The following is a 26863-nucleotide window of genomic DNA, read 5'->3' as shown; positions in this document are numbered from 1 at the left end:
CCCCAACACACAACATCCACACTTCAACAAAAAGCGACCTGAACAAAAACAGTACCCAACAACCACCACCAACCGATGGTTGAACCGGCTACCTATTCACCCAGAAACAAAACAAAAATAATAAATACTCCTTAGAAAGGAGGTGATCCAGCCGCACCTTCCGGTACGGCTACCTTGTTACGACTTCGTCCCAATCGCCAATCCCACCTTCGACAGCTCCCTAACAAGTTTGGGCCACTGGCTTCGGGTGTTACCAACTTTCATGACGCGACGGGCGGTGTGTACAAGGCCCGGGAACGTATTCACCGCAGCGTTGCTGATCTGCGATTACTAGCGACTCCGACTTCATGGAGTCGAGTTGCAGACTCCAATCCGAACTGAGACCGGCTTTAAGGGATTAGCTCCACCTCACGGTATCGCAACCCACTGTACCGACCATTGTAGCATGTGTGAAGCCCTGGACATAAGGGGCATGATGATTTGACGTCATCCCCACCTTCCTCCGAGTTAACCCCGGCAGTCTCTCGCGAGTCCCCACCATAACGTGCTGGCAACACAAGACAAGGGTTGCGCTCGTTGCGGGACTTAACCCAACATCTCACGACACGAGCTGACGACAACCATGCACCACCTGTACACCAGCCACAAGGGAAACTACATCTCTGCAGCGATCCGGTGTATGTCAAGCCCAGGTAAGGTTCTTCGCGTTGCATCGAATTAATCCACATGCTCCGCCGCTTGTGCGGGCCCCCGTCAATTCCTTTGAGTTTTAGCCTTGCGGCCGTACTCCCCAGGCGGGGCGCTTAATGCGTTAGCTACGGCACGGGAATCGTAAATAAAACCCCCACACCTAGCGCCCACCGTTTACGGCATGGACTACCAGGGTATCTAATCCTGTTCGCTACCCATGCTTTCGCTCCTCAGCGTCAGTAACTGCCCAGAGACCTGCCTTCGCCATCGGTGTTCCTCCTGATATCTGCGCATTTCACCGCTACACCAGGAATTCCAGTCTCCCCTACAGCACTCTAGTTATGCCCGTATCGCCTGCACGCCCGAAGTTAAGCCCCGGGATTTCACAGACGACGCGACAAACCACCTACGAGCTCTTTACGCCCAGTAATTCCGGACAACGCTCGCACCCTACGTATTACCGCGGCTGCTGGCACGTAGTTAGCCGGTGCTTCTTATCCAGGTACCGTCACCACACAGTGGCTTCTTCCCTAGCGAAAGGAGTTTACAACCCGAAGGCCGTCATCCCCCACGCGGCGTCGCTGCATCAGGCTTGCGCCCATTGTGCAATATTCCCCACTGCTGCCTCCCGTAGGAGTCTGGGCCGTGTCTCAGTCCCAATGTGGCCGTACACCCTCTCAGGCCGGCTACCCGTCGTCGCCTTGGTAGGCCATTACCCCACCAACAAGCTGATAGGCCGCGGGCTCATCTTGCACCGAAAAAACTTTCCACCACACACACTAAAGCATGGTCCTATCCGGTATTAGACCCAGTTTCCCAGGCTTATCCCGAAGTGCAAGGCAGATCACCCACGTGTTACTCACCCGTTCGCCACTCGAGTACCCCTTGCAAGCAAGGAGCCTTTCCGTTCGACTTGCATGTGTTAAGCACGCCGCCAGCGTTCGTCCTGAGCCAGGATCAAACTCTCCATAAAAACTGTCATCAGACACATGGTGAGCCTGAAAACCAGGCAAACAAAAACAAAATTACTGACAAAAGAATTGAAAAAAGGATAAATAAATCACATCAACCAACACCAACAACACAAAACGCTGCTGGCTATTGATCAGACACAACATACATCCACAACTTTCCAAAACTTATTCATCAGCCCAACAAGCACCCGTAAGAAAAAGGCGACTCTCGTTGGGATACGCACATTACATATCGTGGAGACGTTAAAACCACGCTGGCGTAACCACCACCAACCCACAATCCATAGGGGCCAGTGGAGCACTGAAACAAGTCACAAAAGTGAACAGACATACAATGCATCAGAATCAACACAAAGGTTGGTCAACAAAGTATCTAAACTTGGTTCATCACGCTATTGAGTTCTCAAACAACCTACGCACACAACAAACACACCACAATCATCAGTGGCAGCCACGTTGCGACGGATTACGAGTGTAAAGCAACCGTGAAAATAAAGCAAATTCCCGGTAAACAACCCGCTGCACTCGCACACACGAACTGTTTTTACAGCTTTAAAGTGATTAGCCAGACGCTTATGACCTTCAGCGTTCCGAGAGTGTGTAACTCGCGGCGCCGTGTCGCGCTGACTTGGATTAATGTACACACACCCCACACCAAACACAAACCCGCAGGCCACAGGCCGTTTCTAAGAGGTGTTCTAGGCCTCCGAATCCAGGCCCAGATTTTCCTGAATTGACTCATGGGCCGTATCGAAGCGCCCGATACCCCATCGCAGTGCCGCAAATACGAGCATGGTCATCACAGCTACGGCGCCAAAGATAGTGCCAACAGGCCCCAGCAAACCGGTTCCGGCTTCATCAATTTCTTGAACCGAGACGATGATTGCAGCCATCACTGATGACACCAGCATGATGGCTATAAGACTGGCCACCCACTTCATCCATCCGCTGAAGCGGTTGCTTACCCAGAAGCTCTCGATTGCCACTGAGCCAAAGGCCATTGCCACTGTCGCTGCAACGAGCAAGGTCATCAGTAAACCCTTGCCACTGAACTGCAGTTCTACGTCGCCCACTCCCGGGAACAGCACACACAGCAGCGCGAACTCCGCCGTTCCGATCAGCACTAATAGAGCCACTCCCGGCATCCATAGAGCTAGCCGTCCAGCAGTCTTCGCGTACCAGCTGCGGCGGTCACCCGAAAGCACCAGCCAATTGCGCAAGCTCGAGTTCAGCGTCTCACCGAGGTAGTAGGCAGCCACCAGCAGAATCATCGCGGCCGGGTACAGCCACATCGCCCCACTAGCCGTTAGCCCGGAAGTGAACCAACCGATCACACCGATGACTATCGCGATGAGTCCAGCCAGGTGCACCCAAGCCATGAAGCCGTCGATCCGCCAGCGGACAAGGTAGTTGAGTGCCGTGGGGTTGTTGCCCTTCTTTTCTTGTTGACGCCACCTCGTCTCCGTATTTAACAATCCAACCAACGCGGCCTTATCCGCTTGGGCGGTCTCGTCTTCCTCGGCGTCGCTCTTGGCGGCCTTGATGACCTCACTATTATCCCCGACACGTGCCAGAGCCCCGATGATGCTGGCCACATGCACGAGGAAGACGAATCCTAGGACAACCCTGAATGCCGGGATGTGCCAATCGAAGTTTTGCGCAACGACGTAGCCCAGCAGCATCGCGCCACAGACGAGTGCCGATGCAATTGGCATGACTATCAGGAGGTTTCGGCGGATATCCGCCACGCTCATTCCCAGCGCACGAAGCTGAGCCTTGTCCCACACTGCGGTGATCGGCTGCAGCCCCAGCGAAAGCCCAAATAGTAGGTATATTCCCAGCTTGAACCCGTTGATTTCCTCGCCGCCCATTGCAAAGAAGAGGATCAGCAGGATGAACACGGTGCTAAGACCAAGGTTCCCAGCTTTAGGCAGCAGCTGGCGCATGGCCAATTTCCAGTGCGTTCCCCAAGGCAGAGGTCGGTAGGTGGTCTCCAATGCTAGAACTCCCTTCCGGTCAGCGCTAGCACCGCTTGCTCCAGGTCCGCGCTGGTTACGCGAACCCCGCTGCCCTCAATGCGGGCGGCGAGGTCCTGCACGCTGTCGGTTTCCAGCCCGTGAATGTCAAGGACTATTCGGCGTAGGCCGGAGGATGTGGCGTCCATAAGAACAGAACCAGTGGCCCCAACTTCGCCGAGGGTGGCTTCGACGGCCGCGGCGGAACCAGAGAGAATCGCGATGCGCTCGGTGATGGAGTCGAGCGTTCCGACTCCCGTGATCCGCCCCTTATCGAGGAGGATGACGGAATCGAGGATGCGGGCGGCGTCTTCGACGTGGTGAGTCGAAAGGATGAAGGTGCGGGGATTGCGCTCCACGTCCTGCAAGAGATGCTTGTAGAACAGCTCGCGGTTCTGCACGTCAAGGCCAAGGTAGGGCTCGTCGAGGAGGGTGATGGGACACTGCGCAGCCAGACCAATAACGATCGAGACCAGGGACTTTTGTCCGCGTGAGAGCTTAGACAGGGGTTTGCGCGTATCGACCTCGAAGTCTTCGCAGAGCTGGTCCGCATAGCGCTGATCCCAGGTCTCCCAGCGGGCGGCAACCACACTGAGCAATTGTTTGACCTTGATATCCGAAGGCCACGGCACGTCGGGACCAGAAAGGATCAGGCTGTTCAGCACTTGCGTGTTGTCGTAGACCGGCTGGCCGCCAATAAGAACTTCGCCCTTAGCGCGGAGTTGCCCGGCAATTGTGCGCAATAAAGTGGTCTTACCTGCGCCGTTTCGGCCGATTAGGCCATAGACGCGACCACCGGGCAGGTGCGCCGTCGCGCCATCAAGGGCGTGAGTGGAGCCGAGCTTGCGCCTGACGTCACGCAACTCGATATCGGGAGCGACGTCGGAGCCAGCGCCGGGAGATTGGGTGGAGTTCATTCGTAAAGTCCTCGGCTTTCTGCGACTTTGTCCATGAGGGTTTTTAACTGTGTGCGATTCATGCCCAACTTGGCGGCTTCGTCGACGAGAGGAACCAAGTAGCTGGCGGCGAAAGCTTCCTTACGTAGGGCCAGGATTCGCTCGCGGGCGCCGTGTTCAACGAACATTCCCACGCCTCGTTTCTTGGCCAACACGCCCTGATCAACGAGTAGCGCCAGCCCCTTTCTGGCAGTTGCGGGGTTGATGCTGTGAAATTCTGCGAGTTCATTTGTCGATGGTGCGCGTTCGCCCTCAGGAAGCGACCCATCCACGATCGCGTCCGCGATGAGGTCCGCGACCTGCTGAAAAAGCGGAGTAGACGATTCATTCATGGGACACCTCCTTCCGTGGGCTGTTTAACAAGTTCCTAGTGCGCTCTGCGCCTCAATGCATTCTCAACACACTTAGTTAGTTGGTTGGTTACTTGTGTAACTAACCATACAACAAAGTTTTCAGGCATGCTAGAGGGAAAGAACACGCAAGAACTAGTTACGAACGAAACGAAAAGAGCAATGAACAATGTTGGAACGAACTCAGGTCTATGTCGACACGTCTTACCTGTTAGCGAGCTTTTATAACTCCTGGGACACCGGGGCCCGCGCCCAGTTAGAGATCGACCTTCCGGAGGTTGTGGCGGTCCTCGGCCAAATGATCCAGGACCAACTAAAACAGCCCGTTCACCGGCAGTTTTGGTACGACGGCATCCCCGACTCCGGCCCTCACCGCTACCAGCGCTCGCTGCGTAGCGAGCCGGGCGTGCAACTGCGAGCGGGCCAGCTGATCGAATGGGGCGACCGCCGCACCCAAAAAGCAGTCGATACACGCCTGGTCGCGGACATCGTTATCGCCGCGATGAAGCGCCAGGTATCCGACATCGTGCTCGTTTCTGGTGACGCCGACATGCTGCCCGGTGTGGAAGAAGCCGTCGCGGCAGGCATCCGTGTGCACCTATATGGCTTCGGCTGGGATTCCATGTCCTCCGCTCTGCGCTTCGCCTGCGATACGACCACAATCCTGGATCCGCGCGAAGACTTCCGCGACACCATGCGCTTGCAGGTATTGGAAGGCCCTCTGCCGGCTGGCGAACAACCCGAACAACCCGAAGACAAGCCGTTGGGCGACGCGGAAGAACCCACGGACTCGAGCCCGTGCGTGCTCACCTCCGCCAACGCTCCCACTGATGCTCCCACCGATGCTCCCACCGATGCTTGCGAGAATGACACCGGCGAGGACTGTGCTCCCAGCGACGCTGCCAAGCCGAAGGCCCCGTCCACTCCGCAGATTCCGGAACCTGTGCGCAGCGGTCCTGCAGCCACCTCTCGGGGCGCCACCCATCCGAGCGTGAACCAACAGGCCACCCCAACTCCGGCAACTCAATCTGCCACGGAAACTACAACGGAACCTGCAACTGGAGCGGCCGCGGCTGCACAGAACACGCAACCCGCAGCGGCCGAGGTCAACGCATCAGCTGAGGCGGCGGCCGGGCCGGAAACGGCGGCGTCACCAAATAGGACAGCAGAAACACAAGAAACAGATACAGAAGCACCCAAGCCGAAGCCGCGCCCGAACCCCGGCATGATGGCGCGCCACCGCAAGCTGCGCAGCCGCTACGTGCCTCTACCCAACGAGGTGTGGGCGACCGCAGGGGAACAGAGCCCCTCCGATATCGGTCAGCAATACGCGGTGTGGTGGTACGACAACGTGGCAAACGAGGAACAACGCGACAATGCCCACCTGCTGTCGGGCGGCGGACTGCCGCCGGAGATCGACCGGCCGCTGCTGCAATTTGCCTGCGAAACGTTGCACGAGTACACGCTCTCCGAAACCCAACGCGTAGGCCTGCGCGACGGGTTCCACTCAGGAATTCGCGCAATCATGCTGCGATAAAACAACTGGACGTGACGGACACAACCCGCGCACACAGCTTCAGCCAGCAAGGGTTGTCCGAGGCGTGTGCAAGAATGAGGCAATGAGCTCAAGTTCCGCCACACAGGCCGATCGGACGGTTCCTTTTACTAAGGACGCACTGTCCATACGCCAAACCCTCGTGCGATTCGTAGTAACCGGCGCACTTACATTCGCCGGGACCACCGTGGGGTGGTACCTGATGTCGCACACGAACTTCCCCGCCTTTACCAATAGCTTCGTACTGCGCGGGCTAACTACTGCAGCCATAACCGTCTTGGTGGTGCTCACTGGACTGGCTTGCTACTGGTGGATCTACCCCGCGAAGTGGATGCTCAGCGGGCCAACTAAGGGCACGCGGGGCACGGGCGCACGGGGGGCGCAACGGCCGGCTCTGCGCGGATGGGCCTCCGTCCTGCTGCAGCTAGTCATGCACCTTGCCCCCGCCGTGCTAGTACTGGCAGCGCTGGGAATTCCACTAGCAGCAACCCAGCTTTACCTCGGTGGAATCAGCGTAGACCAGGCATTTCGCACGCAATTCCTCACCCGCATGACCGACCAGCTGGGCTGGGAGGACATGGCTTACATCGATCAGCCATCTTTCTACCCCGGCCTGTGGTTCTTCAGCGGCGGATTATTCGCCCGCACCTTCGGCCTGGCTGGGTGGGTAGCGATGCAACCCTGGGCAATCATCACGATGGCCATGACCGCCAGCATGCTGGTACCAGTGTGGCAGCGCATCAGCGGATCCTTGCCGACCGCCAGTGCACTGGCAATGGTGACAGCTGCGGTTACCCTGACGGTCGGCGGCGACGAGCCCTATGCGGCGATCGTGGCAATGGGTATGCCGCCGGCATTTATCCTCGCCGGACGCGCACTGCACGGAGGGCGCGCCGCACTTCTTGGATCCATAATCTACCTGGGGCTTTCAGCCAACCTCTACACGCTGTATACCGCCATCTCGGCACTGACAGTGGTGGTAATTGCCGTGGTCACTGCAATTGCGGTACGCGGCATCAAGCCGCTGATCCGGCTGGTGACAATCGGCGTGGGGTCCATTGCAATTGCCCTACTCGGCTGGGCACCGTACCTGTGGAGCCTGGCCACCAAACCGCATGGCCCCACCAGTACCGCGCAGCACTACCTGCCCGAAGTTGCTACACAGGTGCCCACTCCGTTCTTTGAGTCCGCGGCCATCGGCATCCTCTCCGTCATTGCACTGATCTGGATGGTATTCCGCCGCAAAGACGGCGACGTCCGCACCCTAACTCTCGGCCTTTTTGTCTGCTACGCATGGGTGATTCTGTCACTGCTAGTGACGGTCTTCGGTACCACCCTGCTGGGCTTCCGCGTGGCTGTACCAATTAGCATTATCCTCGCCGTTTCGGGTGTGCTCGCCATAACGGATTGGCGGCTGGTGCACGTTCCGCAATTTACGGTTGCGGCCGGCCGGAAGCCGGAAAGCGGCGTACTAGTTAGCCGCGTAATGGCCATTATGATTGCCGTTTGCGGAATTCACTATGCAACGCAAATCCCCTTCGTACACGAAAGCTACATCGACACGGCCTACACCGACACTGACGGCGACGGAAAACGCGCGGACAAGCTTCCGGGCGATTCCGCCGTCTACTACTCGCAAGTAGACGAAGTGCTTTCCAAGGAACTCGGTGGCCGCTCTGGCAAGGTACTGCTCACGGATGAGAAGACCTTTATGGCCTACTACCCGTACCACGCCTACCAGGCCTTTACCACGCACTACGCCAACCCGTTGGGTGACTTCGCCCGCCGCAACGAGGAGATCGAGGGCTGGAGCAAGATCACGAATCCCAAGGATTTGCTGGCCGCAATGGACAACGCAGAGAAGGCAAACGGATGGAAGGCACCCGACGCGCTTCTCCTGCGCGGGCAGTTGAACCCTACCGATAGCAAGAAGGACGGCGACAACGCTTTTACTTATCTGGTGGCAGATGACCTGTACCCCAGCCAACCGAACGTACGGTTCCGCCCGATCCAATTCGATGCCTCCGCGTTCTCCGAGGGGTGGAATCTGCACCAGGTCGGGCCGTTTGTAATCGCCGTGCGGCAGCGCTGATGGACACTGTGCGGCAGCGCTGATGGACACTGTAGGCAGCGTCACAAAAGCCTCTCTAAGCAACAGGAATTAACTGAAATCCCGGCGAATAGGTAATTTGAGTTCTGCGTTAGCCCGACCGTGGCCTACAATTACCTGTTGTGTCTAAAGTTCAGCAGCCAACAGGGAAACTAAAGTTAGCGTCCATCATCTCCGGCCTCATCGGCATGGTGATGTTCGTTTCTTTGCCTTTCCTGCCTGTAAACCAGGTACAGTCCTCTTTCAACTGGCCACAGGACGATGACCTCACATCCGTCCAGGCGCCCCTGATTTCCTACGTTCCCCAAGACGTAGACATCACGGTCCCTATCCGGGAAGTTCGTAGCTTGGAAAGCGGTGCGACGAACATTCTGTCCACCCTTCCGCCAGAATCTACAGAGGCCACTCTTCGCGGTTTGTTCGTCCGTTCCACCGACGACAGCCTCGACGTCGTCGTGCGCAACGTCGTTCCGCTGTCCATTAATAAGGACGCTCTGCAGAAACTGCCAGACGACGCGAAACTGCGCATCACCTCTAACTACGAATCCACCCACGCCTGGGTCCCGGACGCAGACAAGCACCTGGACTACGTACTGGATTCCACTATCAAGGACGACGTCCGCCCCGCCCTGACCGGCATCTACACGGACATCAAAAACACGGAGAAGAATTCCAACAGCACGATCGACGCAGGCTTTCAGGCACACGTCACCGTCGATTCGCGCTTCACCTCCTCCCCGTCGGCCATCAAATATCTGGCCGTCTTCGTAGGCATTATCTCCACTGCAATCGCACTGTTCTGCCTATACCGCATCGACATCCTCGACAAGCGGACCACATCCCGCCGTCTATTCCACCGCAACTGGTGGAAGCCTCGTCCGCTCGACGGCGTGGTCGGCTTTGTTCTTCTGGCCTGGTACTTCGTCGGCGCCAACACGTCGGATGACGGCTACCTGCTGACCATGGCTAAGGCCTCCCACGAGTCCGGTTACATGGCCAACTATTACCGATGGTTCGGCGTACCGGAATCCCCCTTCGGCTCGCCGTTCTACGACTTGCTGGCACTGATGGCTCACGTCACCTCCGCATCCATCTGGATGCGACTCCCCTCTCTGATCGCGGGCATCGTCACGTGGCTGATCCTTTCCCGTGAGGTCATGCCCCGCCTGGGTGCAAAGATCAACCAGCGCCAGGTTGCCCACTGGACCATGGCGGCCACATTCCTGCTGTTCTGGATGACTTTCAACAACGGCACTCGCCCAGAACCAATCATCGCCGTACTCTCTCTGATGGCCTGGGTCTCCTTCGAACGGGCCATCGCCACCCACCGCTTACTTCCCGCCGCAATCGGCACGATCATCGCCACCCTGGCGCTGGGCGCCGGCCCGACCGGCCTTATGGCCGTCTCCGCTCTGCTCGCCTCCCTGGGTGCACTGATCCGCATTCTCACTCGCCGCCTGCCTCTGCTGGGCGCACCGAAGGGCGCACCGAAGAAGACGGTCATCGCCGCCATCTTGGCGCAGATCGCGCCATTCCTGGCCGCCGGCACCGCGATCCTGACGGCCGTATTCGCAGACCAGACACTGCGCACAGTCACGGAAGCTATCAAACTGCGTGGTGAGATCGGCCCGTCACTGCAGTGGTTCGAAGAGTTCCGCCGCTACGAGGCGCTCATGGAGCAGACCGTCGACGGCAGCTTCCCGCGCCGCTTCACCATGGTGATGCTGTTCTTCTGCCTCGGCATCGTCGTGGCTGCCATTTTGCGCAATGGACGCATTTCCGGTGTGGCGAAGGCACCATCCACCCGCCTGTTGCTGATCATTCTCGGCACGCTCTTCTTCATGACGTTCACGCCCACCAAGTGGACCCACCACTTCGGCGTGTTCGCGGGCATCGGCGCGGCGCTGACGGCCCTGGCTGCCGTCGCCGCTTCGCGCTTCGCACTGCAGACCAGGCGAAACCAGCTGCTGTTCCTGGGCTCTACCCTGATGCTGTTCGCCTTCACCCTCGCCGGCCCGAATGGTTGGTGGTACCTGTCCTCGTACGGCGTGCCATGGTGGGACAAGCCGGTGCAGATTTCCGGTACCACCGCTAGCAGCGTGATGCTCGGTGTATCTGTTGTGGTCCTTGTCTGGGGAGCGATCGTTGGTTTTCTTGCTGACGCCAAACGCGCCCGTGCCACCACCAAGTCGGAAGTGGCCGATCTGCAGCTGGCCGAGAACAAAAAGCTTCACCGCTTCCGTGGCTTGACGGCCGCGCCGATCGCCGTACTGACGGCCTTTACGGTCGTTTTCACGCTGGCATCTCTTACAAAGGGCATGGTCAGCCAGTGGCCCGCCTACTCCGTGGGCAAGGGCAACGTAATGGCCCTTACTGGCCAGACCTGTAACCAGGCCGCAGACGTCCTGGTGGAGACCAACACCAACGACTCCTTCCTCAAACCCGCTGACGGAAGCTCCCTGAAGGAGTCCCTAACCAGCGGCGGAGGGCGCGGCTTCGAGCCAAACAACATCCCCGCGAAAATTGACTCCAAGTCGTCCAGCGACTCCCAGGCAACCGTGGGCTCCACCGAGCAGTTCCGCAGCGAGAATTCCAGCTCCAATGATTCGAACGCTTCCTCTGACAGTGATGACACGCAGAATGCGGCGTCACAAGATAGGACAACGAACGAGTCCGACAACAAGAAGAGCAACGTCGACGGCAACGACGCATCCGGCACCACTGGTGGCTTGAAGGCAACCAAGGGCGTGAACGGGTCTTATGCCGTGCTGCCGTTCGGAATCGACGCGAACAAGGTGCCGGTGGTGGGCTCGTACACCGAGGGGCTGCAGACGCCCGCGAATACCACGACTAGCTGGTACAGCCTGCCGGAGGACCGCGAGGGCCTGCCGCTGCTTGTGTTCAGCGTGGCCGGACAGGTCGGGCACTTCGACATGGACGGCATCTTTAAGTATGGCCAGGAGATCAAGGTTCAGTTCGGCAAGTCCGGTGGCTCCAAGAAGGCCGAGGACTTTGAGGTGCTCGGCGAGCAGATCCCGCTGGATCCGGGCTATGCACCTGAGTGGCGTAACCTGCGAATCCCTATGGATCAGGTACCGGAGGATGCGGACTCGGTTCGTATTGTGGCGAACGACCCGAACCTGACGCCCGCACAGTGGATTGCCATTACGCCACCACGCGTACCGGAGATGGAGTCGCTCAACGACTACGTGGGCTCTGAGGCTCCGACGCTGCTGGACTGGACGATTGCGTTCCAGTTCCCGTGCCAGAAGCCGTACGACCACTGGGCCGGCGTGGCAGAGGCAGCTGAGTTCCGCATTTCGCCGGACCACGACGTGCGCAGCAACCACACGCCGGTGATGGACTACTCCGGCGGCGGCTCCTACGGACTGGTGCAGATGACCTCACAGGCCGAAGAGATACCGACCTACCTACAGGATGACTGGCAGCGAGACTGGGGCGTGCTGGACAAGCTGACCCCGTTCCCGAATGCGAACGGCGATAAGCCAAAGCCGGTGAAGCTGGATACGGAGACGGATAAGCGCTCCGGGCTCTGGTACAACGGGCCGATGAAGTTCTCGGACTAGGTTCCTTAGACAAAGTTCCGGGACGTGGGCGGGGTGGATTTCACCACCCCGCCCTTTTTCCATGCCTTGGTGCCTTTTCATGCGCGCGCTTATCATGCGCGGGCGCTTATCATGCGCTGGCGCTAATGCATGACCCTAGGACCCCTGCGCCCTCCACAGCCCGAGGACTCCCCTGCGGCATGATGCCTCAGCGCCGTGGCGAGGCCACGGCGCACGGGGCACGGGGCACGGGGCACGGAACGCAGCAATGCCGCGTTGCCTCCATGCCGCAGTGCTGCAGTGCCGTGACGGATGCCTCGTGTTAGAGGAGCGATGTCCGAAATCTTCCACTTTCGACGAGTAGCGCCTTTGCAGCAAAAATCTACGAACCTCTGACCTGCAGAAATAGATGGCTATAAAAACAGAGTGGAAGATTTGGGACATCCGCCTCGGTGCCAGCCCACCGCGGCGGGGATACGAAAGCAACGAAGGACTGCAGAAGCGGGGGATGCGATGCAAAAAGCGCCGCCCGGTTAGGGCGACGCTTTATTTCCTTAGCCGCGAGCTCGCTGGCTCCGCAGTTCAACTAGCTCGGGAGCTCCGTGTGCTTAGCCAGACGCAAAGCACTGACGATTAAGTTAGTTAGCAGCGGGAGCCGGAGCTGCCGGCGGAACCGGGGCAGCCGGAGCCTGGGCAGCAGCCGCCGGAGCGGAAGCATCCGGGTTCGCAGTCTTGGCGGCGTCTGCCAGCTCAGCGAAGGCATTCGCATCGGGCTGGACTTCGCCGTTCTCCAGCTTGGCGCTCCAGTTGGAGATACCGCCGAACTGCTGCAGCAGATTCAGAACCTGGCCAATGCTCACGGTGCCACCCTGACCGCCCTGGCCGCCAGCGCCCGCGTAGCCCTGAACCAGCTTCAGGATGGCCTCAACCGGCAGCTTGTTTCCGCCAGCGTTGAATTCCTTCAATGCACCGGACAGTGCGGTGTAGGCGGTCAGAACCTCCTGAGCGGTCTTAACGGAGCCGGAAGCCTGAGCGCCCTGGTCCGGACCGCCGACCGAACCGGCAACTTGCGCCGGGTCCATACCCTGCAGCTGCTGCTTACCCTGGGTCAGCAACACATCCGGGGACACGCGGCCACCGATGACACCCAGCAACTGCATCATGAAGTCAGAAGCCAACGGGACATTCACGCCGGTGGCATGCTCGATCTTGTTGGCAACCTCAGCTTCGCCCTCGACAGCAGGACGGATCGGATCCATCGCCTGAGAAGCCTGACCTGCGGCAGTATTCGCAGGCATGCCCGATGCTAGAGCGTTCAAGGCAGCGTCGTCGCCGTAGTACTTATTCAGATCCACCTGCGTCTGCACGCCATTTACGTTGCCGGAGCCGGAGTACTGCCAGAAGGTCACGTGATCCCAGCCACCCGGAATCTTATCCGGCAGAGTGTCGCGGTAGTAGGCCAGCCACAGCGGGTACTCGGAGAATTCAGTGGTGTTGGCCATCCGCTGGATCCAGAAGCTGTAGTAGGTGTAGATGATCGGATCGCGGCCGGTCTGAACCTTAATCTCGTCAATCCACTCGCGGACCCAGTTTTGCAACTGGGTCGGGTTCATGCCCCCGTGTTCCTCCAGGTCCAGGACCGGGGGCAGCGAAGGCTGCACACCAGTGGCCAGGACGCTGGCGTAGTGGCGAGCTTCGGCACGCGGGTTACCCTCGCCCGGGCGAGCGTAGTGGTAGCTGCCCGGAACCAAGCCAGCCTGCTGTGCCTTTGCGGAGTCCGTGGTGAATGCCGGGTTGGTGTAGGACGTGCCCTCGGTCGCCTTGACGAAGACGAAGGACTGGCCGGACTGCTTCACGGCAGTCCAGTCGATGGCGGCACCACCTGGGTGCTGGTGAGAGGCAACGTCGATGCCATTGAGCGCCCACGAGGGGACGGGTACGACATCGGTGGCGACGAGCGCTGCAACCGTCAAAGCGGAGCCAGCGAGTGCCGTTGCGGTGAGGCGTTTCGGTACGGACGTGCGCGTGGAGCGGCGCCATGGCAGTGAAATCATGAATCACACCATACCCAAAAACCACAGGTTTCACATTATTCACGCAAACCCCACGGAACACATTATTCACCCCACGAAAGCACTACAGGCAAAACCCCTGGTCAGCAGCCCATGTGACATTCGTCACATTCGTTGATATATCGTCACAGCTGGGCAAATACCGCGCTTCTTCCACCGCAGGAACTCCACACTCGTCCACACAATCGCCCCTACCGTGAGCGCCACCAACACCACCCACACAATGCCCATCCACAGCAGCTGAAAGCCCGGCGACACATCTAGCCAGCGAACATTCCAAGCAAAGTGCGTCAAAAAGCCAAGGCCGCCCCACAAAACGACCGCACCCAGGCGCCAAGCGACACTGCGCGGCTTCCCCGCCCTCGCACCCACGAACATCGCCAGGCCAATCCCGTAGCCGACCAATGCACTGAACATCATGTGCTTCGCAGGCCCGGCAATCACGCGCACAAGGTACGTAGACAAGGCACCTTGCATGTCAGACACCGGATCCATCACTGCCAGCATCATCGCGTACATCATGTTCTCGAAGACTTCGAACCCCAGCCCCACCAGCAATCCGGCGATGATGCCATGCCACGGACGATTCCACCATGCGCGCCCCATCCACAGCAGTAGCCAGATGCCCAGCCCCTTGGCGATCTCTTCCGGGTAAGCGCCACCGAAACTGGCCGTAAGCCCGTGCCAGCCCAGCTTGTCCACAGTGCTCACCACCGGCGGCTGAATTACTACCGCTGCCAACACCACAGATGCCACCCCACCCCACAGCACTGCCAGCACAACCAACCGCTTAGGCGTTCCTCTATATATCGGCAGCGCCCACAAGCACAGCAGCACCCCTGCCAGGTGTAGTGCGCCGATCAGCAGCACTAGCCCCAGCGTAGGGCTCACCTTCGAAGGGTTGTTGCCGATCAGTAGGAACACGGACATTACGAGGCTCGGAACTACTAACAGCCAATAAGCAGCCAGCCAGCCGTCGCGGAACAATCGCAGTTTCGGCCGCTGCTGAGGCGGGTGCTTCATGTGAAACTCGAGCGGCACCTCGAACACGCGGTAATTGCGCGTCTTAAACATTGGACTCACCTGCGCTTTCTGCGTTGTCATCCAGGCTGATGCCGCGCACTAGCTCGTCGATCTGTTCTAACTGTTTTTCCAGTGACGCCGACTTCACCGGCATCTGCACCACCACTATCGGGGCCGCGCCGTCGGGTTCGAGGCTGTGCTCCAGTCCGCCATTGGGTTCTCCGCCGGTACCATCGTTTGAGCCGTCGCCTGCTTTCCCACCGGCCTCTGGTGAGCCCGCGTCCGGGTCCCGCACAAACGCAACCGCCATGAACTGCTTCTTACCCAGCTTGTAGATGTCCGTCACACGCAGTTGTTTGACCTGCATCTTTTTCAATAGCTCTCGGCTTTCCCCCGAGATGCTTTTCTGTACGTCAATCGACTGCAGCTCCACACCGTCCTGGAAAACCAGCGCCCGTACAGCGCGGTTCACGGCCTGGGAGATGGGTTCCTCGCCGCCCTTCACGTCCACGCCCGAAAGGCCGGTCACGCCGTAGCTCTCCCCATCACAATCCAGTTGCATCACCCCGGGGCGCCCCAGGCCGGGCGAGTCATGGCACTCCTCCAGAGACGCAAACCGCAGTGGCCATTCGGAATAGGTGAGGATTGAGCCTTCCATCCCTTCCGCGACGGTCAGGGATTTAGGCTCGTCCTCCAGGGTGGCGTCCACAACAAAAACTCCTCCAACCAGCAACAACAGTATCCCTAAAAGATAGGCCGAGTAGGCACCGCGCTGCTTTGGACTGGTCGGCGCAGGGCGATACGTGGTCGGCGGGGCAGGCTTGGCCGGCCTTGGGGGCGGCATCGACGGGGCTGGGGTCAGAGAGGCCGGGGCCGGTGGACGCTGTTGTGGGCGGGCTGGTGGCCCCTGTGGCGCGGAATGATGGAACATACGCCATAGCCTAACCACTGTGCCGGACATCCTGTCCGCAATGGTGTTTAAGGTGTCTAAGGTGGTGGCCATGGTAGAAAACAACACTGTAGAAATTCCGGACGACATCTCCGAGGCCGCGCCACAGAACCAAGCCGGCGAGGCCACCCAACCTTCGCCCGCGCAGGATCTGTACCGGCACGTCAACGGCACTTGGCTGGCGACCCACAAGATCCCCAGCGACCGCCCCGTCGACGGCACTTTCCACCAGCTGCGCGACCTAGCTGAGCAGGAGGTTCGCGAGATCGTAGAGGCCGCCGCCACCGACGAACCGAACGGCCGCGTGGGCGCCCTGTACTCCTCTTTTATGGACGTGCAGGGCATCGCCGCCGCGGGTCTGGCCGGCCTGCGGGAGCCCTTGGGGCTTATTAATGACGCCACCTCGGTCAGCGACCTGGCCAAGGTGCTCGGCAGGCTCGATATGGAGGGCATCGGTGGTGTTGCGGGATATTGGATCGAGAAGGATTCCAGCCAGGACATCGAGCGTGCCTACCTGGTGCAGACCGGACTGGGGCTGCCGGATGAGGCGTACTACCGAGAGGAGCAGCACGCGCCCACCCGCGAGGCCTACCGCGAGTTCGTAGAGGACATGTTGGGTCTGGTCAGCGAGCTAGAGCTACCCGGAAAGTACGCAGATGCGGGCGCAACTGCGGCGGCGGATGCGATCTTCGCTTTCGAGACCGAGCTGGCGCGCGGACACTGGGACAACGTAGCCAGCCGCGATGCGGAGAAGACTTATAACCCGACGAAGGTTGAGGACCTGCCGACGGGCTTCCCCTTCCGTGAGTGGCTGGCGGCCACCGGCGTGGATACACAGAGTGCTGGCGGGGCCACCATTGTGGTGTGCCAGCCTAGCTACCTGGAGCACGTCGCGGCAATGGCCGCCGGTGCGGGCGAGAATCCACAGGTCAGTGGTCTGGACGAGTGGAAGCTATGGGCATACTGGCGAGTGATCTTGAGCAGCGCGGCCTACCTGCCGACGGAGGTGAACCTACGGAACTGGGAGTTCTACGGGCGCACCCTGTCCGGAGCCACGGAGCAGCGGGCGCGGTGGAAGCGCGGCGTCGCACTGGTCGAGGGCGCCGTGGGCGAGGAAGTCGGCAAGAAGTTCGTCGCCGAGCACTTCCCGCCGGAGCACAAGCAGAAGATGCTGGAGCTGGTGGACTACCTGATCGCCGCCTACCGCGAGCGCATCAGCGAGCTAGCTTGGATGACCCCCGCGACCCGCGAGAAGGCGCTAGCGAAGCTGGAGAAGTTCGAGGCGAAGATCGGCTATCCGGATAAGTGGCGCGACTTCGACGGGCTGGAGTTCGGTTCCACCGGCGCGGATCTGCTGGCGAATGTGCGCGCGGCGAGCCGCTTCAATCACAACTACGAGGTTTCCAAGCTGGGTAAACCCAGCGACAACGAGACCTGGTTCACCACTCCGCAGACGGTGAATGCGTTCTACAACCCGGTAAAGAACGACATCACATTCCCGGCGGCGATCCTGCGCCCGCCGTTCTTCGACCCGGCGGCGGACATGGCCGGCAATTTCGGCGCCATCGGCGCGGTGATTGGCCACGAGATCGGCCACGGCTTCGACGATCAGGGGTCGAAGTACGACGGCGACGGAAACTTGAACTCCTGGTGGACCGAGGAGGATCGCGAGGCATTCACCGCGCTGACCGACAAGCTGGTGGCCCAGTACGACGGCCTGGTGCCGACGGGTCTGCGCCAGCGCGGCATCACCGAGCACACCGTCAACGGCAGCTTCACCCTGGGCGAGAACATCGGTGACCTCGGCGGATTGGGCATCGCCATCGTGGCTCTCCGCCGCTACCTGGCAGATCAGGGGCAGACCTTCGAGACAGCGGAGAAGCTCCCGGTCGAGGGGCTGCTGGATGCCGACGGCAACCCGGACACAACCGAGTACACCGTCCTGCAGCGCGTGTTCCTGCGCTGGGCGCGGATCTGGCAGACCGCGATCCGCCCGCAGATGGCGGCGCAGTACGCCTCCATCGACCCGCACTCGCCGGCGGAGTTCCGCTGCAACGTGGTCTCCAGCAACATCGCGGAGTTCTACGAGGCCTTCGACGTCTCCGAGGGCGACGGCATGTGGCTGGCCGAGGACGAGCGCGTCTGCATCTGGTAGCGGCGCCCGCTGGACTTGCCGAGCGCGCCGGAGCCAGCCAGCCGCCCAGCCCGGCGCGCTAAAACGCCTGGAAGTTCTCCGGGGCCAGCAGGTCCGGCTCGTGTGCGTCCTCGTCGGGGACGAACTCCTCGATCTCGCAGAGGTTCACCAGAGCGCCCGTCGGATCCTCGATGGTGGCCATGCGGCCGAACTCGGATTCCCAGGCCGGGCGAATCACCTTTCCGCCCAGCTCCGGCGTGCTAGCAATGGCGGCATCCACATCCGCCACGCCCAGGTAAACGGTCCACATTCCAGGCACTTCCAGCTTGGAGGTATCCCACAGGCCAACTACGGCCGCACCGTCGAACTCGCCGGTGGCATAGCGGAACTCCTCAGCCCCCGCGCCATCCCCTGCGCTCTCCCCAGCGCCATCCCCCATGGCCTTGATGTCCCAGCCCGCCAGCTCGTGGTAGAACTCCAGTGTCGTATCCCAGTTCTGGGCCACCATCAGCTCGAACCACACCGGGGTTCCGGGCTCGCCCGCGGCGATCAACGCATGCTCGTCCGCGGGGTTGCGTAAACCGATCGTGGCCCCCGACGGGTCGACGATGATGGCCATATCGCCACGGTCGCCGAGCCCCTGCGGCTCCAGCACGGACTTCGCCCCCGCCTGCACGGCCTTGTCGTGCGCCTGCTGCACGTCCGGGGTGTACAGCAGCACTCCCCACACAGACCGGTTGCCCTCTGGGATCTGCGCGATGCCCGCCACCGGCATGCCCTGCTTTTTCGCCACGGTGTAGCCGTCGGAGACCTGCTCGAACTCCCAGCCCAGTAACTCGCTGTAGAATTTTTCCGCTCCGGCCGCGTCGGTGCTGGCCAGGTCCAGCCATACGGGCATTCCGGGCTGGGCGATCATTGCAGGCATGGTTCCTCCATTGCTCTTTCTTGTGTTCTTGTTGGGGGCTAACTGTTGTTTTTTTGTTGACGCCAACCCGGCCCCCGCCGGCCAGGCGATCGGCTAACGCTAGATCGCGTTATCCTCGCGGACATCCTCCAGGCTGACGTTGCGCCACTTCTCCGGGTCGAAATCATCGTCCGCGGTGGACTCGTCGAAAAACTCTCCGAGGTCGTCGTCCGATTCCGTGCCGGCGTCTTCTGCGCCGTTCGCAGCAGCCACCACGGCTCCTGCCACCACGTCGCCGGTTTCCGCATCCACCAGGGTCACCTCGTCGCCCCCGCGCAGCGTCTTGCCCCGGCGGGTATCCACCGCACCGTTGACCTGCACAACACCGGCGGCGATGGCCTCTTTGGCCTCCCCGCCGGTCTCCACCAGGTTCGCCAATTTGATGAATTGCCCCAGCTTGATTTCGGAATCGCGAATGCTGACCTCTGGAAACTCCATGAGCCTCAGTCTAGCGGGCTTTAGCTACCCACCAGCATCTGCACGCCCTCGAAGGCCAGGAACGCGCCCAGCACGACGAATAGCACCCCGGCCACCATCTCGATGAAGGGATTGATGCGCTGGATCTTCTCCGCCCCCGCGGCCACCGCCAGGGCGAACCCGCAGAACCACGCCACACCCACGACGGTCATCAAAACGAGCACCAGCAGCCGGTCCAGCAAGGAAACGTCCACCGGGATGAACTGTGCGAACACCGATCCGAAGAACAGCAGCGCCTTGGGGTTGGAAAGGTTCGTCGCAAGCCCCAGGCGCCAGGAAGCGAAGTCTCCCAACGGTGCGCGCGCCGTAGCCTGTACTCCACCGGCAGCCGTTGGGGCGCGGGTGGCGTCACTAAGAGAAACAGCGGGCAAGACGGCACGGGCGCGCCAATCCGCGTATCCCGAGCGGAACGCGCCTTGGCCCATATAGATCAAGAAACAGCCACCGAACAGGTACAACACCGTCAGGATCCACGGGAAGGCCGCGATCAGCGCAGCCAGGCCGAGCATCGTGACCACCGGCCACAACACGTTGCCCGTGCAGATTCCCAGCGCGGCGAACACCGCCGAGCGGCGCGAACGGGCACCCAAACGAATGAGCTGCACGGTGTCCGGACCTGGCACCGTAATGGCCAGCACCCAGGCACCGAGCAGCCCAAGGTAAGCGGCTAGGCTCAAGCCTGCATCGCCACGTCAGTCGGGTTGATCGGGCGCGGCAGGGCGGTCTCGCCCATCAGCTCGCGGTCCAGCTCCGCTGCTGCGGAACGACCCTCCGAGATGCCCCACACGATCAGGGACTGGCCACGGCCCGCGTCGCCAGCGACGAACACCGGAATGTCCGCGAACTCAGCGTTGGTGGGCTGGGCGCGGAAGGTGTCGTCGCGCTCCAGGCGGCCGCGCTCGCCAATCTTCAGGCCCAGGTCCCGCACCACCGGAGTCTCCTCCACGGAGACGAAGCCCATCGCCAGCAGCACCAGGTCGGCGTCCATCTCGAAGTCCGACTCCGGGATGTTCTCCAGGCCGTTCTCGCCGAAGCGGCACTCGGCGCCCTTCAGGCCAGTGACCTTCTCGCCGTCGCCGGTGATCTCCACCGTGTTGATGGAGTAACGGCGGATGCCGAGCTCATCGCCCGGCTGGCGCTCGGCCAGGCCCAGGGCGGCGATCTCGTCGGCGGACTCGTTGCCGGTCACGCGGTACTCGCCCTCCTCGTGGGCGGACGCCACGCGCCAGATGCGCGGGTAAGTCGGCCACGGGGTGGAGGCACCACGGGTCTTCGGCGGCTTCGGGGTGATGTCGAACTGGGACACAGAGATGGCGCCCTGGCGCAGCGCGGTGCCGAAGCAGTCGGTACCGGTATCGCCACCGCCGATGATCACCACGCGCTTGCCCTTGGCGTTGATGGTGGATACCTCGCGGTCACCCTCGCAGACCTTGTTGGCCTCCGGCAGGTACTCCATCGCCTGGTAAACACCCTTCAGGTCGCGGCCCACGACGGGCAGATCGCGGCCCACGGTGGAGCCGATGGCGACGATCACGCCGTCGAACTCCTTCAGCTGCTCACCGGTCGGCGAGGTGTTGACGACGAACTTCGTGCCCTCGGCCTCCATCTGCTCCAGACGGCGGTCGATCCACTTCTTTTCCATCTTGTACTCGGGCACGCCGTAGCGCATCAGGCCACCGATGCGGTCTGCGCGCTCGAAGACGGTGACGTCGTGGCCCGCGCGGGTCAGCTGTTGTGCGGCTGCCAGGCCGGCCGGGCCGGAGCCGACGACGGCCACGCGCTGGCCGGTCTGGAAGCTCGGCTTGATCGGCTTGACCCAGCCTTCCTTCCAGGCGTGCTCGACGATGGTGTACTCGACGGTCTTGATGTTCACCGGGTCGTCGCCGATGCCCAGCACGCATGCGCCTTCGCAGGGTGCGGGGCACAGGCGGCCGGTGAACTCCGGGAAGTTGTTGGTGGCGTGCAGGCGGTCGTAGGCCTCGCGCCAGTTGCCCTTGCGCACCAGGTCGTTCCACTCGGGGATGATGTTGCCCAGCGGGCAGCCATCGTGGCAGAACGGGATGCCGCAGTCCATGCAACGGCTGGCCTGGGTCTGCACCTTGTCGTCGGAGAAGTCTTCGTAGACCTCGTTCCAATCCAGCAGGCGCAGCGGGACGGGTCGGTGTGCCGCCGACTCGCGACGGTGCTTCAGAAATCCGCGTGGATCAGCCATTTACTTCACTTCCTCCATGATTGCGGCGGCGATGCCGTCGTTGTCCAAGCCTTCGGCTTCGGCTCGTGCGATCGTCTTGAGCACGCGCGCGTAGTCGCGGGGCATGACCTTGATCAGATCCGCAGCGTTGACTTCCACGGTAGATCCGGTCAGGTCGCGGTGGGTCTGGATCGTCTCCTCAACCCATCGCAGTTCTTCGGCGTCGGTGATCTTTTCGATGTCGACGAGCTCGGTGTTGATTCGGTCGGTGACGCCACTACCGTCATCAACTAGGTAGGCAATGCCGCCGGACATGCCGGCTGCGAAGTTGTTGCCGATCTTGCCCAGGACGATAACGCGACCACCCGTCATGTACTCACAGCCGTGGTTGCCCACGCCTTCGACCACTGCGGTCAGGCCCGAGTTACGTACGCAGAAGCGTTCGCCCACGGTGCCGCGGATGAACATTTCGCCCTGTACGCCACCGAAGCCCAACACGTTGCCGGCGATGACATCGCTGGTGACGTCCTCGGCTGCGTCTTCTGCCGTCGGGCGGATGATAATGCGGCCGCCAGACAGGCCCTTGCCCACGTAGTCGTTGGCGTCACCATTAAGGGTGAGCGTCATGCCGTGGGTGGCAAAGGCACCAAAGGAGTTGCCGGCAGAGCCCGTGAACTGCAGGTTCACCGTGTCCTGCGGCAGGCCGTCGCGGCCGGCCACGCGGGAGATCAGCGAGCCCGTCATGGTGCCGACGGTGCGGTTGACGTTGGTGATCGGGTAGCTGAGGTCGACCGAGACGTCCTCGCCCGCAGCGGCGCGGCGGATCGTGTCTTCCGCGTCAAAACGGATCTGGTTGTCCAGCGCCTTGTCCAGCGAGTGGTCCTGCTCCTTGGTGCAGTGCAGATCCTGGTGCATGAAGGGGCTGTCCGGCTGGGCGAAGATAGGCGCCAGGTCCAGCTTGCCTGCGGTCTTGTGCTCGACTTCCATCTCGCCGCCGGTCAGGCACTCGGAGTGGCCCACGGCTTCTTCCAGTGTGCGGAAGCCCAGCTCTGCGAGGTATTCGCGGACCTCTTCGGCGATGAACTTGAAGAAGTTCACCACGTGCTCTGCCTGGCCCGTGTAGCGCTTGCGCAGCTCCGGGTTCTGGGTAGCCACGCCCACCGGGCAGGTATCCAGGTGGCAGACACGCATCATGATGCAGCCGGAGACCACCAACGGAGCGGTGGCGAAGCCGAACTCCTCGGCGCCCAAGAGGGCTGCAACCATCACGTCGCGGCCGGTCTTCAGCTGGCCGTCACACTGCACGGTGATGCGGTCGCGCAGACCGTTCATCAATAGAGTCTGCTGGGTCTCGGCCAGGCCGAGCTCCCACGGGCCACCCGCGTGCTTCAGCGAGGTCAGCGGGGAGGCGCCGGTGCCGCCGTCGTGGCCGGAGATCAGCACCACGTCCGCGTGTGCCTTGGAGACACCGGCGGCGACCGTGCCCACGCCCTGCTCGGCGACGAGCTTGACGTGGATGCGGGCATCCGGGTTTGCGTTCTTCAGGTCGTGGATCAGCTGCGCCAGGTCCTCGATGGAGTAGATGTCGTGGTGCGGCGGTGGGGAGATCAGGCCCACGCCCGGGGTGGTCACACGCACCTCAGCGATCCAGGGGTACACCTTGTGCGGCGGCAGCTGGCCGCCTTCGCCCGGCTTAGCGCCCTGAGCCATCTTGATCTGGATGTCCGTGCAGTTGTTCAGGTAGTGGCTGGTCACGCCGAAGCGGCCGGAGGCCACCTGCTTGATGGCGGAACGCTTCCAGTCGCCATTCGGCTCCGGCTCGAAACGAGCCGGATCCTCGCCACCCTCACCGGAGTTGGACATGCCCTTCAGGCGGTTCATGGCGATCGCCAGAGTCTCGTGCGCCTCGGCGGAAATCGAGCCGTAGGACATCGCACCAGTGGCGAAGCGCTTCACGATCTCGCTGACCGGCTCGACTTCCTCGATCGGGATCGACGGGCGGTTGGACTTGAACTTGAACAGGCCACGCAGCGTAGCCAGACGCTCGGACTGCTTGTCGACCTTCTCGGTGTACTCCTTGAAGATGCGGTACTGGCCGGTACGGGTCGCGTGCTGCAGCTTGAAAACAGTCTCGGGGTTGAACAGGTGGTATTCGCCCTCGCGGCGCCACTTGTACTCGCCGCCGATCTCGAGCTCACGGTGCGCCTGCTCCTCAGGGCGGGGCAGGAATGCGGCGCGGTGGCGCTTTGCAACATCTTCGGCGATCTCGTCCAGGCCGATGCCGGAGATCGGGCTGAAGGCACCGACGAAGTACTCGTCGAGCAGGCTCTGGTGCAGACCCACCACGTCGGCCAGCTGGGAGCCACGGTAGCTCGCCACCGTCGCAATGCCCATCTTGGACATGACCTTTTGGATGCCGGCGGTCGCGGCCTTGATGTAGTTTTCCTCAGCCTCTTCTGCGGTGACGCCCACTCGTCCGTCGTTGGCCATCTCATTGACGGTCTCGAGGGCCATGTACGGGTTGATGGCATCCGCGCCGAAGTTGATCAGCATGGCCAGGTGGTGCACCTCGCGGGCTCCGCCGGACTCGATCACCAGCGATGCGCGGGTGCGCGTCTTCTCCTGCACCATGTGGTGGTGCACAGCGCTGGTCAGCAGCAGCGACGGGATCGGAGCGTAGCGCTCGTCGGACTCGCGGTCAGAGAGGATGAGAATGGTAGCGCCATCCTCAATTGCTTCAGTGACCTGGCGACGGATGCGGTTGATGGCCTCGCGCAGGCCTTTGCCGCCGTGGGCGACGGAGTACAGGCCTGGAATGCGCACGGCCTTGAAGGCGCTCAGATCCACACCAGATTCGGCAGCCTCGGCATTCTCCGCCGCACTCGCCAGGTTGGCCAGCGTTTGGTTACCCAGAATCGGGCTGTCCAAGTGGATGCGGTGGGCGGCGTCCGGACCAGGGTTAAGCACATCCGCCTGAGCACCCAGCTGAGTAAACATGCTGGTGACCATCTTCTCGCGGTAGCTATCCAGCGGCGGGTTGGTCACCTGTGCGAAGCGCTGGGCGAAGAAGTCGTACAACAGACGCGGGCGGTTGGACAGGGCGGCGATCGGGGTATCCGTACCCATCGAGCCGATTCCTTCGGCACCCTTGTCGGCCATGGGGCGCAGCAGAGTCTCGAGGTCTTCCTCGGTGTAGCCGAAGACCCGCTGGCGCAGGACGATGCGCTCGTGGTTCATGGCGATCGGCTCGGCAGTCGGCAGGTCGGATTCGCGGACCAGGTTCTCCTCTACCCACTGCTCGTAGGGCTGGGCAGCCAGAGCCTGCTTGATCTCCTCGTCCTCCACCACGCAGCCGCGAGAGATGTCGACCAGGAACATCTTGCCCGGCTCCACGCGGGTACGCTTGACGATCTCGCTGTCCGGGATGTCCAGCACGCCGGCCTCGGAAGCCATGACTACGAGGCCGTCCTTGGTGATCCAGATGCGACCCGGGCGCAGGCCGTTGCGGTCCAGGGTGGCACCGATGAGGGTGCCGTCGGTGAAGGTGATAGCCGCCGGGCCGTCCCAAGCCTCCATAAAGCTGGAGTGGTACTCGTAGAACGCGCGGACCTGCGGGTCGATGTGCGGGTTGCGCTCCCACGCCTGCGGAACCATCATCAGCACGGCGTGCGGCAGGCTACGGCCGGCCAGGTGCAGCAGCTCCAGGGCCTCGTCGAAGCGGCCGGTATCCGAACCCTCCGGATCACAGATCGGCAGCACGCGGTCCAGGTCGCCCAGCACCTCGGAGCGCAGCTGGGATTCGCGGGCGCGCATCCAGTTCTCGTTACCGCGGACGGTGTTGATCTCACCGTTGTGCGCAACCAGGCGGTAGGGGTGCGCCAGAGGCCAGGACGGGAAAGTATTGGTGGAGAAGCGCGAGTGCACAATGGCCAACGCGGACTCCATGCGCTCGTCCTGCAAGTCCAGGTAGAACTCCCGCAGCTGCGGGGTGGTCAGCATGCCCTTATAGACGATCGTGCGGGCAGACAGGGAGGGGAAGTACACGGTGTCTCCACCGGAGCCCTCGCCAGCACCCTTGGTCCCGAGTTCACGCTCAGCACGCTTGCGGACGAAGAAGGCGCGACGGTCGAGCTCTAGGCCTTCGAGGGGGGAGCCGTTGGCGTCAACACCAGAGATAAAGAGCTGGTGGAACAGCGGCTCGGCGTCACGAGCGATAGCGCCCAGAGTCGAGTCGTCAACGGGCACGTCGCGCCAACCGATGAGGTTCAGGCCCTCTTCCTCCACGATGGCCTCGACGGCTCGCACCGCATCGAGTGCGGCCATGCGAGAGTTCGGCAGGAAGGCGATACCGGTGGCGTACTGACCGGCCGGCGGCAGGGTGATGCCCTGCTCGGCCATCTCCTCCCGGTAGAAGCGGTCTGGGACCTGGATGAGGATGCCGGCGCCGTCGCCAGTGTTCTTTTCCGCTCCAGCTGCGCCGCGGTGATCCAGGTTCACCAGGGCCTGAATACCCTTGTCCACAATGTCGCGTGTCGCGCGGCCGTGCATGTCAGCCACAAAGGCGACACCACACGCATCATGCTCAAACTGGGGGTCGTAAAGACCCTGGCGTGCAGGGTAGTTTTTCATGATTTACGGCCTAACTTTCGTCACAAGTACTGCATTTGCATATGCGAATAAAGTTGCAATCGGACTGCAGGTCTGGTGGTGACTTGAGTCTCCGCCAGAAAACAGCTGTAGTTCCGGTCACACCATTTCGTCTTGGGTTATCTAGAGTGCACCTGTCGGCGCGAGCAGACAAAATTAGGTTTGCCTTACTCTTTCTAGACTCTCCTTA

15 protein-coding genes and 1 rRNA gene are annotated in these 26863 nt (G+C 61.4%); 4 read left to right on the top strand and 12 right to left on the bottom strand.

The window, feature by feature from the left end; translation table 11 throughout:
- Positions 1-135: 135 nt before the first annotated feature.
- From CJEIK_RS00480 to CJEIK_RS00465, 4 genes are all read right to left on the bottom strand, one after another.
- Positions 136-1663: ribosomal RNA gene (locus tag CJEIK_RS00480) — 16S ribosomal RNA — on the bottom strand.
- A 699-nt stretch (positions 1664-2362) separates the two neighbouring features.
- A complete protein-coding gene (locus CJEIK_RS00475; RefSeq protein WP_005292752.1) occupies positions 2363-3610 on the bottom strand; it encodes a hypothetical protein in 1248 nt (415 codons plus the stop codon).
- Between the two features lie 53 nt (positions 3611-3663).
- Entirely contained in the window at positions 3664-4596 is a 933-nt protein-coding gene (locus tag CJEIK_RS00470; protein WP_005292751.1) for an ATP-binding cassette domain-containing protein, read from the bottom strand.
- The gene (locus CJEIK_RS00465; RefSeq protein WP_005292749.1) at positions 4593-4967 is read right to left on the bottom strand and encodes a GntR family transcriptional regulator; all 375 of its coding nucleotides are present in this window, start codon (positions 4965-4967) and stop codon (positions 4593-4595) included. Before CJEIK_RS00465 ends, CJEIK_RS00470 begins: the two co-directional genes overlap by 4 nt.
- Positions 4968-5154: 187 nt before the next feature.
- On the opposite strand from CJEIK_RS00465, the gene CJEIK_RS00460 reads away from it, so the two are divergent.
- The 3 genes from CJEIK_RS00460 (at position 5155) to CJEIK_RS00450 (ending at position 12237) form a co-directional block, all read left to right on the top strand.
- A complete protein-coding gene (locus tag CJEIK_RS00460) occupies positions 5155-6522 on the top strand; it encodes an NYN domain-containing protein (protein ID WP_005292747.1) in 1368 nt (455 codons plus the stop codon).
- 82 nt (positions 6523-6604) lie between these two features.
- Entirely contained in the window at positions 6605-8632 is a 2028-nt protein-coding gene (locus CJEIK_RS00455) for a galactan 5-O-arabinofuranosyltransferase (RefSeq protein WP_005292746.1), read from the top strand.
- A 140-nt stretch (positions 8633-8772) separates the two neighbouring features.
- Positions 8773-12237, top strand: coding sequence for an arabinosyltransferase domain-containing protein (locus CJEIK_RS00450; RefSeq protein WP_005292743.1), 3465 nt, complete (start codon positions 8773-8775; stop codon positions 12235-12237).
- A gap of 617 nt (positions 12238-12854) precedes the next feature.
- Here the strand turns inward: CJEIK_RS00450 and CJEIK_RS00445 are convergent.
- From CJEIK_RS00445 to CJEIK_RS00435, 3 genes are all read right to left on the bottom strand, one after another.
- The gene (locus tag CJEIK_RS00445) at positions 12855-14270 is read right to left on the bottom strand and encodes a glycoside hydrolase family 25 protein (protein WP_011272836.1); all 1416 of its coding nucleotides are present in this window, start codon (positions 14268-14270) and stop codon (positions 12855-12857) included.
- Between the two features lie 123 nt (positions 14271-14393).
- On the bottom strand, positions 14394-15362 hold the full coding sequence (locus CJEIK_RS00440; RefSeq protein WP_005292739.1) for a PrsW family intramembrane metalloprotease: 969 nt from the start codon (positions 15360-15362) through the stop codon (positions 14394-14396).
- Entirely contained in the window at positions 15355-16020 is a 666-nt protein-coding gene (locus tag CJEIK_RS00435; RefSeq protein WP_005292737.1) for a hypothetical protein, read from the bottom strand. Before CJEIK_RS00435 ends, CJEIK_RS00440 begins: the two co-directional genes overlap by 8 nt.
- A gap of 292 nt (positions 16021-16312) precedes the next feature.
- Between CJEIK_RS00435 and CJEIK_RS00430 the strand changes: the two genes are divergently transcribed.
- Complete coding sequence (locus tag CJEIK_RS00430; RefSeq protein ID WP_034964278.1) at positions 16313-18415, top strand: M13 family metallopeptidase; 2103 nt, start codon at positions 16313-16315, stop codon at positions 18413-18415.
- Between the two features lie 58 nt (positions 18416-18473).
- On the opposite strand, the gene CJEIK_RS00425 is transcribed toward CJEIK_RS00430, so the two are convergent.
- The 5 genes from CJEIK_RS00425 to gltB all read right to left on the bottom strand — a co-directional run bounded on the left by CJEIK_RS00425 (position 18474) and on the right by gltB (position 26655).
- On the bottom strand, positions 18474-19319 hold the full coding sequence (locus CJEIK_RS00425) for a VOC family protein (protein WP_034964150.1): 846 nt from the start codon (positions 19317-19319) through the stop codon (positions 18474-18476).
- Positions 19320-19418: 99 nt separating this feature from the next.
- The gene (locus CJEIK_RS00420; protein WP_005292723.1) at positions 19419-19796 is read right to left on the bottom strand and encodes an RNA-binding S4 domain-containing protein; all 378 of its coding nucleotides are present in this window, start codon (positions 19794-19796) and stop codon (positions 19419-19421) included.
- A 20-nt stretch (positions 19797-19816) separates the two neighbouring features.
- Positions 19817-20512 (bottom strand): LysE family translocator, encoded by a 696-nt coding sequence (locus CJEIK_RS00415; protein ID WP_005292721.1) that lies wholly within the window; start codon positions 20510-20512, stop codon positions 19817-19819.
- Entirely contained in the window at positions 20509-22047 is a 1539-nt protein-coding gene (locus tag CJEIK_RS00410; protein ID WP_005292716.1) for a glutamate synthase subunit beta, read from the bottom strand. The genes CJEIK_RS00415 and CJEIK_RS00410 overlap by 4 nt, the downstream gene beginning before the upstream one ends.
- Positions 22048-26655, bottom strand: coding sequence for a glutamate synthase large subunit (gltB, locus tag CJEIK_RS00405; RefSeq protein ID WP_005292713.1), 4608 nt, complete (start codon positions 26653-26655; stop codon positions 22048-22050). It abuts the gene before it with no gap.
- Positions 26656-26863 lie beyond the last annotated feature (208 nt).

Source organism: Corynebacterium jeikeium (genome assembly GCF_028609885.1).
Classification (GTDB): domain Bacteria; phylum Actinomycetota; class Actinomycetes; order Mycobacteriales; family Mycobacteriaceae; genus Corynebacterium; species Corynebacterium jeikeium.
The sequence above is the reverse complement of the archived record's forward strand: the minus strand, read 5'-3'. Positions and strand labels throughout refer to the sequence as shown.

Bases quoted from the DNA above. Each gene is read 5' to 3' on its own strand.
- CJEIK_RS00445 (WP_011272836.1), bottom strand. From the start codon at position 14,270: ATGATTTCACTGCCATGGCGCCGCTCCACGCGCACGTCCGTACCGAAA.
- CJEIK_RS00425 (WP_034964150.1), bottom strand. From the start codon at position 19,319: ATGCCTGCAATGATCGCCCAGCCCGGAATGCCCGTATGGCTGGACCTG.
- gltB (WP_005292713.1), bottom strand. From the start codon at position 26,655: ATGAAAAACTACCCTGCACGCCAGGGTCTTTACGACCCCCAGTTTGAG.
- CJEIK_RS00440 (WP_005292739.1), bottom strand. From the start codon at position 15,362: ATGTTTAAGACGCGCAATTACCGCGTGTTCGAGGTGCCGCTCGAGTTT.
- CJEIK_RS00420 (WP_005292723.1), bottom strand. From the start codon at position 19,796: ATGGAGTTTCCAGAGGTCAGCATTCGCGATTCCGAAATCAAGCTGGGG.
- CJEIK_RS00410 (WP_005292716.1), bottom strand. From the start codon at position 22,047: ATGGCTGATCCACGCGGATTTCTGAAGCACCGTCGCGAGTCGGCGGCA.
- CJEIK_RS00475 (WP_005292752.1), bottom strand. From the start codon at position 3,610: ATGCGCCAGCTGCTGCCTAAAGCTGGGAACCTTGGTCTTAGCACCGTG.
- CJEIK_RS00430 (WP_034964278.1), top strand. From the start codon at position 16,313: ATGGTAGAAAACAACACTGTAGAAATTCCGGACGACATCTCCGAGGCC.
- CJEIK_RS00460 (WP_005292747.1), top strand. From the start codon at position 5,155: ATGTTGGAACGAACTCAGGTCTATGTCGACACGTCTTACCTGTTAGCG.
- CJEIK_RS00455 (WP_005292746.1), top strand. From the start codon at position 6,605: ATGAGCTCAAGTTCCGCCACACAGGCCGATCGGACGGTTCCTTTTACT.
- CJEIK_RS00470 (WP_005292751.1), bottom strand. From the start codon at position 4,596: ATGAACTCCACCCAATCTCCCGGCGCTGGCTCCGACGTCGCTCCCGAT.
- CJEIK_RS00465 (WP_005292749.1), bottom strand. From the start codon at position 4,967: ATGAATGAATCGTCTACTCCGCTTTTTCAGCAGGTCGCGGACCTCATC.